The sequence below is a fragment of the Corynebacterium sp. J010B-136 genome, assembly GCF_002967075.1.
Classification (GTDB): Bacteria; Actinomycetota; Actinomycetes; order Mycobacteriales; family Mycobacteriaceae; genus Corynebacterium.
Genome location: NZ_PUGE01000003.1, coordinates 107,699 through 123,274 on the forward strand (window position 1 = coordinate 107,699; position 15,576 = coordinate 123,274).

Annotated in this window: 13 protein-coding genes; 10 read left to right on the plus strand and 3 right to left on the minus strand. The window is 54.1% G+C overall.

Annotated features, from left to right (window positions below):
* Window positions 1–93 precede the first annotated feature (93 nt).
* A complete protein-coding gene (locus tag C5Y44_RS06240; RefSeq protein WP_105324167.1) occupies window positions 94–1,302 on the minus strand; it encodes an amidohydrolase in 1,209 nt (402 codons plus the stop codon).
* A 34-nt stretch (window positions 1,303–1,336) separates the two neighbouring features.
* On the opposite strand from C5Y44_RS06240, the gene C5Y44_RS06245 reads away from it, so the two are divergent.
* Complete coding sequence (locus tag C5Y44_RS06245) at window positions 1,337–1,735, plus strand: hypothetical protein (RefSeq protein WP_066840865.1); 399 nt, start codon at window positions 1,337–1,339, stop codon at window positions 1,733–1,735.
* 25 nt (window positions 1,736–1,760) lie between these two features.
* Here the strand turns inward: C5Y44_RS06245 and C5Y44_RS06250 are convergent, their stop codons facing one another.
* The gene (locus C5Y44_RS06250) at window positions 1,761–2,888 is read right to left on the minus strand and encodes a glycerate kinase (protein WP_105324168.1); all 1,128 of its coding nucleotides are present in this window, start codon (window positions 2,886–2,888) and stop codon (window positions 1,761–1,763) included.
* A gap of 184 nt (window positions 2,889–3,072) precedes the next feature.
* Here C5Y44_RS06250 and gdhA point away from each other — a divergent pair, with 184 nt between their 5' ends.
* Entirely contained in the window at window positions 3,073–4,413 is a 1,341-nt protein-coding gene (gene gdhA, locus C5Y44_RS06255; RefSeq protein WP_066793248.1) for an NADP-specific glutamate dehydrogenase, read from the plus strand.
* A gap of 116 nt (window positions 4,414–4,529) precedes the next feature.
* Window positions 4,530–5,231, plus strand: coding sequence for a DivIVA domain-containing protein (locus tag C5Y44_RS06260; protein WP_066793250.1), 702 nt, complete (start codon window positions 4,530–4,532; stop codon window positions 5,229–5,231).
* Here C5Y44_RS06260 and C5Y44_RS06265 read toward each other — a convergent pair.
* A complete protein-coding gene (locus tag C5Y44_RS06265) occupies window positions 5,228–5,725 on the minus strand; it encodes a transporter (RefSeq protein ID WP_105324348.1) in 498 nt (165 codons plus the stop codon). The genes C5Y44_RS06260 and C5Y44_RS06265 overlap by 4 nt on opposite strands.
* 126 nt (window positions 5,726–5,851) lie before the next feature.
* On the opposite strand from C5Y44_RS06265, the gene C5Y44_RS06270 reads away from it, so the two are divergent.
* The 7 genes from C5Y44_RS06270 (at window position 5,852) to ftsY (ending at window position 15,411) form a co-directional block, all read left to right on the plus strand.
* Window positions 5,852–6,367: a DUF177 domain-containing protein gene (locus tag C5Y44_RS06270; protein ID WP_066793254.1), complete on the plus strand. Its 516-nt coding sequence runs from the start codon at window positions 5,852–5,854 to the stop codon at window positions 6,365–6,367.
* On the plus strand, window positions 6,364–7,098 hold the full coding sequence (gene rnc, locus C5Y44_RS06275; protein ID WP_066840876.1) for a ribonuclease III: 735 nt from the start codon (window positions 6,364–6,366) through the stop codon (window positions 7,096–7,098). The genes C5Y44_RS06270 and rnc overlap by 4 nt, the downstream gene beginning before the upstream one ends.
* 31 nt (window positions 7,099–7,129) lie before the next feature.
* A complete protein-coding gene (gene mutM / locus C5Y44_RS06280) occupies window positions 7,130–7,942 on the plus strand; it encodes a bifunctional DNA-formamidopyrimidine glycosylase/DNA-(apurinic or apyrimidinic site) lyase (RefSeq protein ID WP_105324169.1) in 813 nt (270 codons plus the stop codon).
* Window positions 7,943–8,474: 532 nt separating this feature from the next.
* Window positions 8,475–9,950: a sodium:alanine symporter family protein gene (locus C5Y44_RS06285; protein ID WP_105324170.1), complete on the plus strand. Its 1,476-nt coding sequence runs from the start codon at window positions 8,475–8,477 to the stop codon at window positions 9,948–9,950.
* Window positions 9,951–9,957: 7 nt separating this feature from the next.
* A complete protein-coding gene (locus C5Y44_RS06290) occupies window positions 9,958–10,236 on the plus strand; it encodes an acylphosphatase (protein ID WP_066793263.1) in 279 nt (92 codons plus the stop codon).
* Between the two features lie 53 nt (window positions 10,237–10,289).
* Window positions 10,290–13,745, plus strand: coding sequence for a chromosome segregation protein SMC (gene smc / locus C5Y44_RS06295; protein WP_105324171.1), 3,456 nt, complete (start codon window positions 10,290–10,292; stop codon window positions 13,743–13,745).
* 10 nt (window positions 13,746–13,755) lie between these two features.
* On the plus strand, window positions 13,756–15,411 hold the full coding sequence (gene ftsY / locus C5Y44_RS06300; protein WP_105324172.1) for a signal recognition particle-docking protein FtsY: 1,656 nt from the start codon (window positions 13,756–13,758) through the stop codon (window positions 15,409–15,411).
* Window positions 15,412–15,576 lie beyond the last annotated feature (165 nt).

Sequence of the window (15,576 nt, forward strand, 5' to 3'; positions counted from 1 at the left end):
CCTTAAAGTGAGGCTTCTTAAGAGATAACTCCTTGAAGTCTAATTGCTCAGCGCACTTATTGCTGGACAATTACATCTGAATCGTTTTAGAGCTTAGCTCTTCGCCAAAAAGGTCAGCACCGCGGCAGCACCGGCAGTAGTCGATGCTTCCACGGTTGGATCATAGTCCGGGATGAAGTTGGACTGGTGGTTAACCGGTGGGCTATCCAAAAGCTCTTCGGGAGTAGAACCAACTAACCAGAAGTAATACGGCACGCCCCAGGCCTGTGGCAGGTAGCAGAAATCCTCGGAAGCGGTTGCTGGGGTGGCATCGACTACCTTGTCGCCAAAGACGCCGTCGAATACCTCACGGACGGCAAGCGCAGTGGCTGGGTCATTATCGGTGACCTCACCGTGCGCGAAGTATTCAAAGGTCGGTTTCGCCGGGCTTGCCGATGCCGCACACTCTGCCTCCACCACGCGATGCAAAGCTTCGTACACGCGCTCTGCCAAGGCAGGGTCGTAGTATCGGGTATTGAGCACGAGCTCAGCTGAATCTGGGATGATGTTATTTTTATCGCCGGAATGTAGCTCGCCGACAGAGATGACGAAGAATTCCCCTGGAGGCACCTCGCGGCCGACAATCGCTTGCAGGCGCACGACAATCATCGCGGCAATCAAAGTAGGGTCAATGGATTTATCCGGCATTGAGGCATGCGCGGAGCGTCCCGCGATACGGATGCGGATGGAATCACAGCCCGCCAGAATCGGTCCTGGGGTAGCTTGCACCTGGCCAGCCGGACCTGGCATGACGTGTTGTGCAAGGCACACATCAGGGCGGGGCAGCTTGTCGATGAGTCCATCGGCAATCATGCGCTTTGCCCCATCGGAAGTTTCTTCTGCTGGTTGGAAAAGCGCGATGAAAGTGCCAGACCATTGTCCGCGCAGCGAATCAATAACGGCACATGCACCAAGTAGGGCTGTAGCGTGCATATCGTGACCGCAGGCATGCATATTGCCATTGGTGGAAGCGAAATCCACGCCGGTTTCTTCGGTGATAGGCAAAGCATCAAAATCAGCGCGCATCAACACCGTCGGCCCTTCGGCGTCACTGCGGAAAATTGCTGCCATGCCAAAGCCACCGATGCCGGTGATCAGCTCACAATCAAACTCGCGCAGCTTTTGCTCAATCTGTGCTGCGGTCCGTTCTTCGTGGTGCGAAAGCTCAGGATGCTGGTGTAGATCCTCATAAAATTCACGCTGCCATTTCAGGTCCGCAGTGTGTGATTTCAAGATTTCAGAAATATTATTCGGGTGAGGCATGATCGATCTTTTTGCTTAGGGTACGCTTACTTTTATGTCACGTATTCAGTTTGATGTTTTAGTCCCACATGCTCAGTCGAAGCAGGTCGGTGAAGTGTTTGAAGAAGCTCTAAAGCGCCTGGTAACAGCACAGCGCATCGACTCCGCAGAGGTAAATATTAACGATACCCCACGTCTGCCTGAGGGTATGGAAGAACAACTGCGCCAAACCTACCGCGATGAACACGATGGCCATGACCTCGAAGACGCAGGCGTCTACCGCTACCTCATCAAGCTTGAAGGCGTTAAAGGCTCCCTGAATGAGCTTGGCATGGTGCTTGGCCGCTTGCTCACCCCTCACGCTGTACTGCCGAAGGACTGGGTATTGCTGGAAGATGAAAAGGCACATGAATTGCCTGCCATCTTCCCGTGGGCGTTGGCGGTTAGCCGCTAGCGGTGAGCCGCTAAAGCGTTCACCGCTAAGTGAGGGAAGCGGAGAACTTTTCGGCGATTGCACGGCCAGCTTCTTTGAGCTGCTCGTGCATCGTGCCCTGCTGCGAAAGCTGCGCGGACAGCGCACCTTTAGGTTCCGGAGAATCCATCCGGCCGGCCACAATCGCCAAAGTGGCATCAGCATCCTCCGCGATTTCCGCGATGGTGCCCACGACCTTACCGGTCAACGACTGCTCATCAAAAGCGCCCTCGCCAGTAATGATGAGAGCTGGCTGGTTGGACGCCTTGGCATCGGCAAGCAAACTGCGAAGACCGAGCACATCTGCCACGTGGTGCGCGCCGAGCTCCAGTGAAATATTGCTCTCGGAGCCATAAAGCAGGGACGACAGCCAAGTCAGCCCGACCGGAATGGATCCTGCGGCACCAAAACCTTCGCGCTCGACGTCGATGCCCGTGACCTCACACAATTTCATCAAGGCGCCGGTAAGCAGTGGGATATCCTCCGCCGAAGCGCCTTTTTGTTGGCCATACATGCTCGCTGCGTGAAGCGGTGGGCACGTGGTATCTGCCAACAGGGTGTATTTTAAGGCCGCGGCCTTGATATTAAGCTGCGCGGTGTCAATCGCATCGAGTACTACTAGCGGCGCGCCACCTTTCGGCAAAGGCAGCCCGCGCTCATCAAGCGGGGCACCGCCTAAAGCAGTGATGATTCCCATACCGCCATCGACGGTGGCTGAGCCGCCAAGACCTAACACGATATGTTTTGCGCCGCGGGTTTCAGCATCCGCGATCAAAACCCCAGTGCCGTAGGTATCTGCGTGACGGACGTCCAAGTCATCTTCAACCGCCGGCAGACCTGATGCTGCTGCGACATCAATATAGGCGGTATCGCCGTGCAAGAAATAGTGTGCCGTGGTGAGCCTTCCGCGAGCATCAGTGGTGGGAAGTTCGATTTTTTCCACCCCGGGCCCAGATTGAGCCGCAGCTAAAGTCTGCGCAATGACTTCTGCGGTTCCTTCTCCGCCATCGGCCATAGGAATTTGTTTAACCGTAGCCTGAGGAAAAATCTCCGCTACGCCTTGGGCAATGCCGCGTGCGACCTCCGCAGCCGTGGCGGTGGACTTGAATGAGTCAGGGGCGATGACAATGAGCATGCCCCTGATTATAACTGTTGGTTTGCATGTCCAAATATGCCCACTTACCTTTGCTGCTTGCGATATTGGTCATCCAATAGGTAAATTAGTTTCTATCAACCGATATAAACCTGTTGTCAGTTGCCTGTAGAAAGAGCATCTTAATAAAGAAGCACTGCCTTTAACGTGTAAGGAAGGGTCCATTATGAACGTGGATAACAAGATTTCTGAGTACTATGACAAGCTTCTCAAGCGCAATGCTGGAGAACCAGAATTCCACCAAGCAGTCTCAGAAGTCTTGGACTCGCTGAAGATCGTTTTGGGCAAGAACCCGCACTACGCTGACTACGGACTGGTAGAGCGCCTGTGTGAACCAGAGCGTCAGCTGATCTTCCGCGTTCCATGGATTGATGATAATGGCCAAGTTCAGGTCAACCGTGGCTTCCGCGTACAGTTCAACTCGGCTTTGGGCCCATACAAGGGTGGCTTGCGCTTCCACCCATCGGTAAACCTTGGCATCATTAAGTTCCTAGGCTTCGAGCAAATCTTCAAAAACTCCCTGACCGGCCTGCCAATTGGCGGCGGCAAGGGCGGCTCCGACTTTGACCCAAAGGGTAAGTCCGAGCTGGAAATCATGCGCTTTTGCCAGTCTTTCATGACCGAGCTGCACCGCCACATCGGTGAGTACCGCGACGTTCCTGCCGGCGATATCGGAGTCGGAGGCCGTGAAATTGGTTTCCTTTTCGGTCAGTACCGTCGCCTTGCTAACCAGCACGAGTCTGGTGTGCTCACCGGTAAGGGCTTGACTTGGGGCGGCTCGTTGGTTCGTACCGAGGCAACCGGCTACGGCACTGTTTATCTAACCGCAGAGATGATGCGCACCCACGGTGAAGCCTTAAGCGGTGCGAAGGTTATCGTCTCTGGCTCCGGCAACGTTGCTATCTACGCTGCGGCAAAGGCGCAAGAGCACGGTGCAACTGTCGTTGCTATGTCTGACTCTTCTGGCTACATCTTGACCCCAGAAGGTGTCGATGTTGACCTCCTGAAGGACATCAAGGAAAACCGTCGCGAGCGCATTAACTCCTATGCGCAGGAAGCTGGCGTGAAATTCGTCGAAGGCGGCAATATCTGGGAAGTTGAAGCAGATGTCGCACTTCCTTGTGCAACCCAAAATGAACTGGATGGCGAATCGGCACAGCTGCTGAAGAACAACGGCGTACGCTATGTTGCCGAAGGCGCCAATATGCCATGTACTCCGGATGCAGTTCACGTATTCCGCGAGGCAGGCATCGCATTCGCACCAGGTAAGGCAGCCAACGCAGGTGGCGTTGCTACCTCCGCACTGGAAATGCAGCAAAATGCATCCCGTGATTCCTGGTCCTTTGCGTACACCGATGAGCGCCTGAAGCAGATCATGACCCGCATCTTCGTCAACGTGTCGACTACCGCTGCAGAGTACGACCGTGAAGGCGATTACGTCGCTGGTGCAAATATTGCAGGCTTCAAGAAGGTCGCCGACGCGATGTTGGCACAAGGTGTTATCTAGGCTCAGTCCTGCATAAACCCTCCTCAACCCACCGAAGGAAGCGCCCCATGCTTCTTCCGGTGGGTTTTGGCGTGGGAGATGAACCTGAAGTTTAACTTTATATATACTTGGCTCCCATGTACCGCGTATTTGAAAGCATGGATCAGCTGGTCAATCACCTCGAGCAGGCCATGGGTGTTCCCATGACCTCCAATTGCATGGTGCCGCGAAATGAAATGTTGGCGCTACTTGATGAAATGCGTAATGCCATTCCTGTGGAGTTGGATGACGCACAAGACGTTTTAGATAACCAAGACGAAATTATCCGCAGCGCAGAAGAACGCGCTTCTCAGACCATTGCGGATGCTGAGGCTCAGGCCGATGACACTATCGGTCGCGCCGAAGCCGATTCGCAGGCGATGATTGATGACGCCAATCACCGCGCAACTACCGCTATCGGACAGGCGCAAGATCAGGCTGCAAGCATCGTTGAAAGTGCTCGCGCCGAGGCTGAACGCACCGTTGCTAAGGGCAATGAATCTTATGAGCGCGCAGTATCAGAAGGGCACGCTGAGCAAGAGCGCTTGGTCTCTGAATCGGAAGTAGTACGCCGCGCCAATGAGGAAGCTAATCGCATTGTCGATACCGCTCACGCAGAGTCCAGCCGACTGCGCTCTGAGTGCGATGAATTTGTAGATTCCAAGCTGGGTGAATTTGAAGAATCACTGACGGGTATTCTGCGCACCATCAATTCAGACCGTGCAGCACTTCGTCGTGGTGCAGGAGCTTCCGGAAACCGCTCTACTCGCGGTGGATATTCTTCCTACGAGCGAGACTAGTAAGACGTTGATTTCGCAGATGCGCTAAGCGCTGCTGAAATCACGGCAGCCACCAAGCCTGGGCCGGCAAGGATCGGCCAGGTGGCAAGAACCGTGCCCAACTGTTGGAGTGGATTGAGTGATCCGTCAATCAATGTCATCAGCGCTGTTCCCGCGCTGATGATGCCTCCAATGACCGCGACACTTAAAACTACAGCTCCTGCCGTGTTGCGTGCATAAAACGTGATTGCCGCTGCAGATAAGGAAAAGGCCAAAGCGATAATCATTATCGCGATGTCATAAGGCAAGGGAAAGAGCATGAGCACGAATATGCACACCCCTGCGATGACCGACCTGCGCATGACACCCTTGCGAGTGATGCCATAGTTGTTAATGGCCTGGCGGAATTTGCGCCGAGAGATCTGCTCACACACAAAACTGACGATGATCAGGATTGCCGCAGGCAGCAGCGACCCATAAATCAGCGGCGCCACACTTGAATCAAGACCATTCATGTTTAGCCATACTAGGACTAAAGTTGCGCAAAAATAAAGCTCAAAACCCTCATTTTGCCTGTACATAGGGCATTGTGACCTCCTAGACAGGTGAAGTACAGAATCCAGGGTAGGCTTAAGGATGTTATGAACTCACCACTGAAATTCAATGTGGCACAACTTTTGCGTGCCAATACGTTTGAACAACGCGAACAAACCGGCCCGGCACCAGAGCGCATTGGCTTAGAAATGATTGCCATCCCCAAGGGCAGCGAAATCACCGTGGAGGCAGATTTCACTCCATTAGGTGAAGGTCTTATGGTTGACGCCCGCATCACCGGCACTTTAGAGGGCGAATGTGCGCGTTGCTTGCAGCCTTTGCAGCGTCCGTTGGATCTCAAGGTCAGCCAGGTCTTTGCAATTAGTGAGGATTTCATCAGCGGCGATCCTGCTGAAGAAGGCGAAGACGTTCCAGCTGTAGTCGGTGAGGAAATCGATTTGCTGCAAACAGTCATTGATGAAGCAGGCATGGTTCTTCCTTTTGCGCCGACGTGCGAAAATGGCTGCGATATCACAACTCCTGAGGGTGTTGAGGTGGGAACTTCAGGCGAGGAAGAAGAGCACGTAGATCCACGTTGGTCTGGGCTGGAGAAGTTCTTGTGAGCCGGAAGAAGAAAATCAGCGGCGAGCAGGCACTAGAAGAAGCTTTCGCGGCGATTGATACCGCGCCGCTGCTGGCGAGCTTGGATGTAGAACTTGATGAATCTTTCTTGCGTTTGGCGTTAACCCACCGGTCTTTTGCCAACGAGCATGGGCATCTTCCTAATAACGAGCGCCTGGAGTTTTTGGGTGACGCGGTGTTAGGTCTGTCGATTGCTGCGCGCTTGTATGAGAAATACCCGACGCGCCCTGAATCGGATATTTCTAAGATGCGCGCCTCAATCGTGTCGCGCTTTGGGCTCGCCGATATTGCACGCGAGATGGGCTTGGGTGCTTTCATCTTGTTGGGTAAAGGCGAAGCCAACTCCAACGGTCGCGATAAAGATTCCATCCTGGCAGATACCACCGAGGCACTTTTCGGCGCCATCTATCTGCAGCATGGTTTCGAGACCGCACGCCGAGTTATCTTGGCGCTATTTGCGGAAAAGGTCGACGCAGCCGTATCAACCCGCAACCACATGGACTGGAAGACTAGCCTGCAGGAGCTGTGCGCGGAACGGAAACTGCCCACGCCAGAGTATTCTGCAACCTCGACTGGTCCAGAACACAACCAGGTATTTACTGCCCAAGTTCATGTTGATGGGCAATTGCTGGGTGAAGGCGTTGGTCCTAATAAAAAGCAGGCCGAACAACAGGCTGCTGAAAAGGCCACTCTTATTATCCGCGTGAAGTAAAAAGCTGAAGTAAAAATGCGGAGTAAATTTTATGCCTGAGTTACCTGAGGTAGAAGTCGTTCGCCGGGGTCTTGAACCGCACATCGTCGGACACACTTTTGATTCCGTCGACGTGCTGCACCCGCGCGCGAATAGGGGACAAGATGCCCCTTTAGATGCGATACTGCGCAACCGCCTTGTCAGCGGCATTGAACGTCGTGGCAAGTATCTGTGGTGTCAATTAGACGGCAACACCGACCGTGAAGATGATGTGCTCTTTGTGCATCTTGGAATGTCGGGTCAGCTCCGCATTGGGCATACCGATTCCAAGCACGTGCGTATTCGTGCGCATTTAAGCGATGGCGTTGATTTAAGCTTCATTGACCAACGCACATTTGGCTACTGGTTAGTAGCTCCTTTAGCCAAAATTGACCACATCGGCCAGGACCCGCTCAGCCCGGCTTTTGACATCGTGGCTGCCGCCCGCAAACTTCGGACTAAGAGGACACACGTAAAAACCGCGCTGTTGGATCAAACAATAGCTTCTGGAATTGGCAATATTTATGCCGATGAAGCGCTCTGGCGCGCGAAAGTATCGCCACTGCGCAAAGCTAATAAGCTACTGCAACGCGAAGCTATCGCGATTTATGAAGCTGCAGCGAAAGTAATGACAGAAGCCCTAGCGCAGGGTGGTACCAGTTTTGATGCGCTTTATGTCAACGTCAACGGTGAATCTGGCTACTTCTCCCGTTCTTTGCATGCCTATGGGCGTGCCGATGAACCCTGCGATCGGTGCGGCACAGCATTGAATCGCGTGGTTCTTAATGCGCGCTCGTCTCATTTCTGCCCGCAGTGCCAACGCTAGTGCAGTCAAAGTGGCATAAAACACAATCGCAGTATTTACTCCAGGCTATTAGTCCCTCGACACTGGCGTGAAGATTTTTCGACCGGCTAATTTCGCGATTGCCGCGCGATCAATCCAGGTGCAGATATATAGCGGTATCGCGCTGGTTCTGGTGACAAGGGGAGAGAAGAGCAAAGATAGTTTCTAAGCTCATCTCTTTTCATGGTCCTGGGAAGAAATTAGCCGCATGCTTCATTTGACGTGCGGGAAATGCACTTTGTTCGCGCAGTATTGTTGAAAACATCCATCTGTTTAGCCAATCTAACTATGTTCTTGCTTGAGCTAGGAATACTTCAAAGATGAATTAACGCGAGCCCAGCATGGGAAGAAAGAGTCCGCATTCTCAAGGGTGGAAAACTGGGAGAAGTTTCCGAGATTCGGAGCTAAACGGACACACTCACTGGGATAAAACTGTGGAAAATATTCCGTTTATGCCTTCACCTCAGTGTGATTCAGGTTGCTCCAAGTATTGTTTATCCCCTTTAATATTCCTATGACCTTCCTCGAGAATATTGTGGGCACGTTTAACGACGGCCTCTGGACATTCGTGGTGCCGTGGCTTTTGGTAGGCGCAGGCATCTTCTTTGGATTCCGCACCGCACTGGTTCAGCTGCGCATGATTCCTTCCATGTTCAAGTCTGTCGTCGAACGCCCAAAGGGCACCGGCGCTGACGCAGATGAAGAGTATGGCGGAATTTCTGCCTTCAAAGCGTTTACCATCTCCGCGGCCTCACGCGTGGGTACCGGCAACGTTGCTGGTGTGGCTGTAGCGATTTCCGTTGGTGGCCCAGGTGCAGTCTTTTGGATGTGGATGATTGCCATTCTGGGTGGCGCAACCTCATTTATTGAGTCCACCTTGGCACAGCTGTGGAAAGTTCGCGATGGTGACAACTATCGCGGTGGCCCGGCGTACTACATGAAAAAGGGCTTAGGCTGGACTCCACTGGCGATTGTCTTCTCCATCGCGATTGCCTTTACCTTTGGTTTTGTCTACCAGGCCTTCCAGACCAACGCGATCGCTGAGTCTTTGGCAACTTCTTTTGGTAATGACTCCTTTACTTTCCGCGCGATCGTCGGTGTCATTATCGCGGTCGTCTCTGGCTTCATCATCTTCGGTGGTGTTCAGCGTATTGCGAACATGACCCAGATCATTGTTCCTTTCATGGCCATCGCGTACTTGATCATCGGTCTGTACGTGGTCATCACTAATATCGATGCAGTCCCAGGCGTTATCTATGACATCGTCTCCCATGCCTTGGGCTTCCAACAGATTGCTGGTGCTGGTTTGGGCGCGGCCATGATGCAAGGTATTCAGCGTGGTTTGTTCTCCAATGAGGCAGGTGAAGGCTCAGCTCCAAACGCTGCTGCAACCGCAACGGTGTCTCACCCTGTTAAGCAGGGACTGGTGCAGACCCTTGGCGTTTACTTCGACACCCTAGTTGTCTGCTCGATTACCGCATTCATCATTTTGCTGGGCACCGATTTGGAGTACGGCGGAGAAGCAGAAGGCGTATCGCTGACCCAGATGGCGCTGTCGAACCAGGTTGGTGACTGGGGTATTCACCTGGTGACTTTCATCCTGTTCTTCCTGGCATTCTCTTCGATTCTGGGTAACTACTACTTGGCAGAAGCCAACGTTGAATACCTCACCGAGTCACGGACGTGGCTCTTCCTCTTCCGCGCCGTGGTTATTTTCTTTATCTGGTTCGGTGCCGTTGGCACCTTGCCATTTGTCTTCGCACTGGCAGATACCGGTGCAGGTACGATGGTTATTCTTAACATCGCGGCGATTATTCCGTTGTCGGGCGTGGCAATTAAGCTTTTGAAGAACTTCAACCAGCAACGCCGCCAGGGAATTGATCCGGTATTCCACCGGGATATGCTGCCAGAGATTAAAAATATTGAAGTCTGGGATGGCTCCGACCCAGTAACCCGTCGTAGTCTGGATGACCTTAAAGCAAAGGATTAGCAACTCTATGGAACGCATGACCGCCTTCGTTAAAGGAAATGTGCAAGGCGTGGGATTTCGCTGGTGGACTCGCTCGCGTGCATTAGAGCTGGGGCTTGCAGGACATGCGACAAATAAGTCCGACGGACGCGTGCAAGTTGTTGCCGAAGGCCCACGGGAAGATTGCGAAAAGCTGCTGGAGTTACTCAAAGAGCAACCATCTAGCACCAACCGTCCAGGTCATGTAGAAGTTGTAGTCGAACAATGGGCTGCGCCAAAAGGCGAGTCCGGATTCATTGAACGCTAAAAGCCCGGCACGGGGTCGAAAGCTTTAGGCTTTCGGCCTGTAGGATTATCACAATGCACTTGAAATCGTTGACGCTTAAAGGATTTAAATCTTTTGCGTCCGCGACGACTTTAAAATTCGAACCCGGAATCTGTGCGGTCGTAGGCCCCAATGGTTCCGGCAAATCCAATGTGGTTGATGCACTTGCTTGGGTAATGGGCGAGGGCAGCGCGAAGACCTTGCGTGGCGGCAAGATGCAAGATGTCATCTTCGCCGGCGCCGGTGAGCGCAAAGCTCTTGGCCGCGCTGAGGTAACTCTTACCATCGATAATGCTGATGGTGCACTGCCCATTGACTACACAGAAGTATCTGTTACCCGCCGCATGTTCCGAGATGGGGCAAGCGAATATGAAATCAATGGCGCCAAAGCGCGCCTGATGGATATTCAAGAGCTGCTGTCAGACTCAGGCATCGGCCGCGAGATGCACATCATCGTCGGGCAGGGAAAGCTCGCGGAAATCCTGGAATCCCGACCCGAAGACCGGCGCAGCTACATTGAAGAAGCAGCCGGTGTGTTAAAACACCGCCGTCGCAAAGAAAAAGCCCAACGCAAACTCACCGGCATGCAAGCTAACCTTGACCGCCTTTCAGACTTGACTGAAGAACTAGGCAAGCAGCTTAAACCTTTAGAGCGCCAAGCCCAGGCGGCACAACGCGCTGCCACGGTACAGGCGGATCTGCGCGATGCTCGCTTGAAACTAGCTGGCGATAGGGTAGTGCGCGTTCGTGCTGAATTTGCCGATGCACAGCGCCAAGCAGAACTTTTAGAAGAACAGGTAGCTCTTGCCACCGAGGCTTTGGAAGAAGCTACCGGTCAGCAGATGGAGCTAGAAGAGCAGCTGGGGGAGATTGTTCCCCAGGCTGAGGCTGCCCAAACGCTGTGGTTTGATTTGTCCACGCTGGTGGAGCGACTTGCTGCGACTTCGCGCATTGCACAAGAACGCGCTAATAACGCTGGCGCTGTCACTGCGTATCAGGGCCAAGACCCAGATGATTTAGAAGCCCGCGCACGAGTCGCAGATGAAGAGCACGCGGAATTAGTTCTTGCAGCTGAAGAAGCAGCCGAAGCCTTAGAATCAATCCGCGAGGAAGTAGCAGAGCGTCGTGAAGCTTTTACCGCAGCGGATAAAGAACATGCAGCTCAGTTGCGCGCTATCGCTGACCGACGCGAGGGCGTGGTCCGACTTATCGCCGAGGAAGAAGCATTATCCCGCCAAGTCGAAACCTCTGAGCAGTCACTCAGTCATAGCCAAGACGGCGTTGATGAGGCAGCGAAGAAGTTGCGTGCCGCGCGTGAAGAAGCAGCGGAAGTGGAAAAGAAGCTCGCCGATTTCGATCGGGAGCGCGCTCCACTCGATGAGGCGCATGTTCGTGCCTTGAGCGAATCTCAAGCGGCGGATTTACGTCTTGAGCAATTGCGAGACCAACAACGTGAATTTGAACGTGCGGTCTATACTTTGCATTCGCGAATTGAAACCTTAACCAGCACCATCCCGCCCACCACGGAGATTGGCGTTGACTTGCAACCGCTGGGCCAATTGGTGTCTACCTCCTATGATGTTGCTTTGGCGGTCGCTTTGGGCGAGTTCGCTGAATCGCATGTCGGCAAAGTAGGGCCAGACCTTTTAGCGGCTTTAGAAGATGCTTCGCGCACCACTGTCTTTGATAATTCTGGGTCGCAAACGCAGTGGCGCATGGACGCCAACCTGCCACCTGGGGCAGCGTGGCTATTAGATCACGTGGTTGCAGTACCTGAAATTTCCCAAGGCATCACCCGCGTCTTGGCGGATGTGGTGTTAGTAGACGATGTCGATGCTGCCCGTCAGATCGTCGCCGAAGATCCACGCTTGCGCGCTGTAACTCGAGAGGGCGTCATGGTTGGTGAAGGTTGGATCTCTGCTGGCACCGGTGCACAGTCAACGGTAGTGGTAGCTTCCAAGATTAAAACAGCGGAGCAGGAGCTAGAAAAAGCTACCCAGGATTTGGAAGAGCTTTCAGGCACGCTAGAAGGCGCAAAACTGGCAGCCGAAGATGCGCGCGTCACCGCAGCGGGTGCAAAAGCAGCGCTGCGGGACCACGATTTGCAGGTAGCCGCGTGGAAGCGCGACCACCAGCGTCTTATCTCACAGGTAGAAACTAGCGAGAAGGACCATGAAAAGCTCGCACGGCGCGCAACGGAGCTGGAAATCAAGCTGGCGCAGTTGCGTACGCAGCTGGAAGAAGCACGCGATCGACTAGCGCGGGTGGATAAAGATGAGCCGGATACGGAGGCATCGACAAGCGAGCGCGACATGGCATCCCAAGCCTTGGACGCTGCCAAAACCATGGAGATGGAAGCGCAGATGAGCCTGCGCTCTGCCCAAGACAAGGTAGGCCATGCCGCCGGGCGGGGCGATAGCTTGCGCCGCTTGGCTGAGCAAGAGCGCCAGGCCAAACAGCGCCATGACCGCACCATGGCACGCCGCCGCGCATTGGGTGAGCTTGCGCGCACAGTGGCAAGCCACGCAAAGCCATTGAGTCAAAGGGCACAGGATGCATTAACCCGCGCCGCCGAATCGCGCGACGTACTAGCAACCCAGCGCACGGCGATAAATAACCAGCTCAATGCCGCGAAACAAACGGTGACAGGTGCGCGCCAACGCTTAGAGCAGCTCACCAACAAGGCCCATTCGAGCGACATTGCTCGCTCGCAGGCCCAGGTTCGCTTAGATGAGGCAGAGTCCAAGATTTCTGAGCAACTCGGCATCGCGATTGCGGATTTGTTGCGCGATTACACCCCGGATGATGATTTCGATCGCGCTGCTGAGACTAAGCGTTTGAAGCAAGCCGAAAAGGATTTGAACTCTTTGGGCAAGGTCAACCCCTTGGCTCTGGAAGAATTCAAGGCTTTGGAAGAGCGCTATTCCTTCCTCTCGACGCAGCTTGACGATGTCACCCAAGCCCGCCGCGACTTGGAAGGTGTCATCGAGGACGTCGACGCGCAGATTCTGCAGCTCTTTAGCGATGCTTGGCAGGACGTGGAAGCGGAATTCCCGAAGGTCTTTAACACTCTTTTCCCTGGCGGCGAAGGACGGCTCATCCTGACTGAGCCCGAATCCTTGCTCACCACGGGTATTGAAGTGGAGGCTCGTCCACCGGGCAAGAAGGTCAAGCGCTTGTCCTTGCTTTCGGGCGGGGAGAAGTCCTTAACAGCGTTGGCTATGCTCGTGGCAATTTTCCGCGCACGACCCTCACCGTTTTATGTCATGGATGAGGTTGAAGCAGCGCTTGACGATGTCAACCTGCGTCGCCTCATCGCTCTTTTCGAAGAATTGCGCAAGGATTCCCAGCTCATCGTCATTACGCACCAAAAACCGACGATGGATGTCGCCAATGTGCTCTACGGTGTAACCATGCGCGGCGACGGTGTGACGCGAGTTATTTCCCAACGGATGAACCCAGCCCACGCAATGGAGCCAGCTAGCCGTTAAGATAGGGCGCATGGAATCATTCTTAATGTTGTGGATCGGCGTTGCTGTTGTTGTCCTCATTATCCTTATTGTCCTTTTAATCTTGTGGGGCAAAAAACGTGGTGAGGATAAGAAAGTTTCTTTCGACAAGGCTGAGGAAGAGCCTAAAGAGCTAACCCAACAGCAAAAGTCGGGTAATTACCAGGCGCAATCTGGCTTTAACTTTGCGCCTGCGCAATCCGCTGAGCCCGTCCCAGCGCGCGAGACCCCTCAGCCACCGCAGGACTCTGCGGTGCCGCCGGTAGTTCCACCCATCCCGCAGCCACAAGAAGCCGCTGCCGATGAGAAACAGCCCGCTCAGGAGCAGCCCGCTCAGGAGCAGCCCGCTCAGGAACCGGCTGTTTCAGAAGAACCTGCACAGCACGAACCTGCACAGGAAGAACCCGCTGATGTAAAACCAGCAGAGCCAGTTGAGTCTGAGCCAACTGAGTCAGTCGAGCCAGAAGCTGACGCCGAGCCTGCTGAACCTGCTACCGTCGCGCCAGCGGTAGAAGAAGAGGATTCCCCAATCTTTGACGAGGTTGCCGAAGACCTCGAAGCTGAAGATATTAAAGAAGAAGTAACCGAGCATGAAGAAGCTCAGCAGGCAGCTGAAGCAGCAGAAGCACAGGCTGATTCGGCTGCGGCAGCACTCGAAGAAACTCCAGTTCCTGAAGAGCCAGCAACTACTCCCGAGCCAACCGAGCCGGTAGAAGAGATTGAGCCAGCTGGCGGTCGCTTGGGTCGTTTGCGTGGACGGTTGTCGCGTTCCCAAAACGCTATCGGCCAGGGCCTTATGGGTATCTTGTCCGCTGGTGACCTCGATGAAGATGCTTGGGAGGAAATCGAAGATACCCTCATCATGGCCGATTTGGGTACGGCCGTAACCATGAAGGTTTCGGAATCTTTACGAGACAAGATTGCTGAGCGCGGAGTCTCTAGCGAAGCCGAAGCCCGCGCCATGCTGCGTGAGACTTTGATTGAGGTCGGGCGCCCAGAAATGGATCGCTCAATTAAGGCGATGCCACATGAGGGCAAGCCAGCGGTCATCATGGTTGTGGGTGTGAACGGCACTGGTAAGACAACAACCACCGGTAAATTGGCGCGTGTTCTGGTTTCCATGGGGCACTCGGTACTTCTGGGCGCAGCTGATACCTTCCGTGCGGCAGCAGCCGACCAGCTTGAGACCTGGGGCCGCCGCGTGGGTGCTTCTACTGTGCGCGGAAAAGAAGGTGCGGACCCAGCTTCTGTGGCTTTCGATGCTGTCGCAACCGGCGTTGAACAACAAGTAGATGTAGTCCTTGTTGATACCGCGGGCCGTTTGCACACTTCCAATGACTTGATGGATCAGTTGGGCAAGGTCAAGCGTGTAGTAGAGAAGAAGTCCTCAGTCGATGAGGTATTGCTTGTCATCGACGCCACGGTGGGCCAAAACGGATTGATGCAGGCCCGCGTTTTCCGTGAAGTAGTAGACATCACAGGTGTCGTCTTAACGAAGCTGGACGGTACGGCCAAGGGCGGTATCGTCTTCCAGGTTCAAGAAGAGCTCGGCGTGCCAGTCAAGCTTGTGGGCTTGGGCGAGGGCGCCGATCATTTGGCGCCATTTGAGGTAGAAAGTTTCGTCGACGCCCTGCTTGGTGAGCAGTAACCTATCGAAGGACCGAAAGCACGCCCCGCACTCTTATATGGAGTGCGGGGCGTGCTAGTCTTTCTGTGATGACGAATACAAATGCCTCATATTCCGCTGTGCGTATCAGGCACAACGGAACTAATGGCTATATCAATTCGTGGGGCCCACACCTCTCCGGCGTCA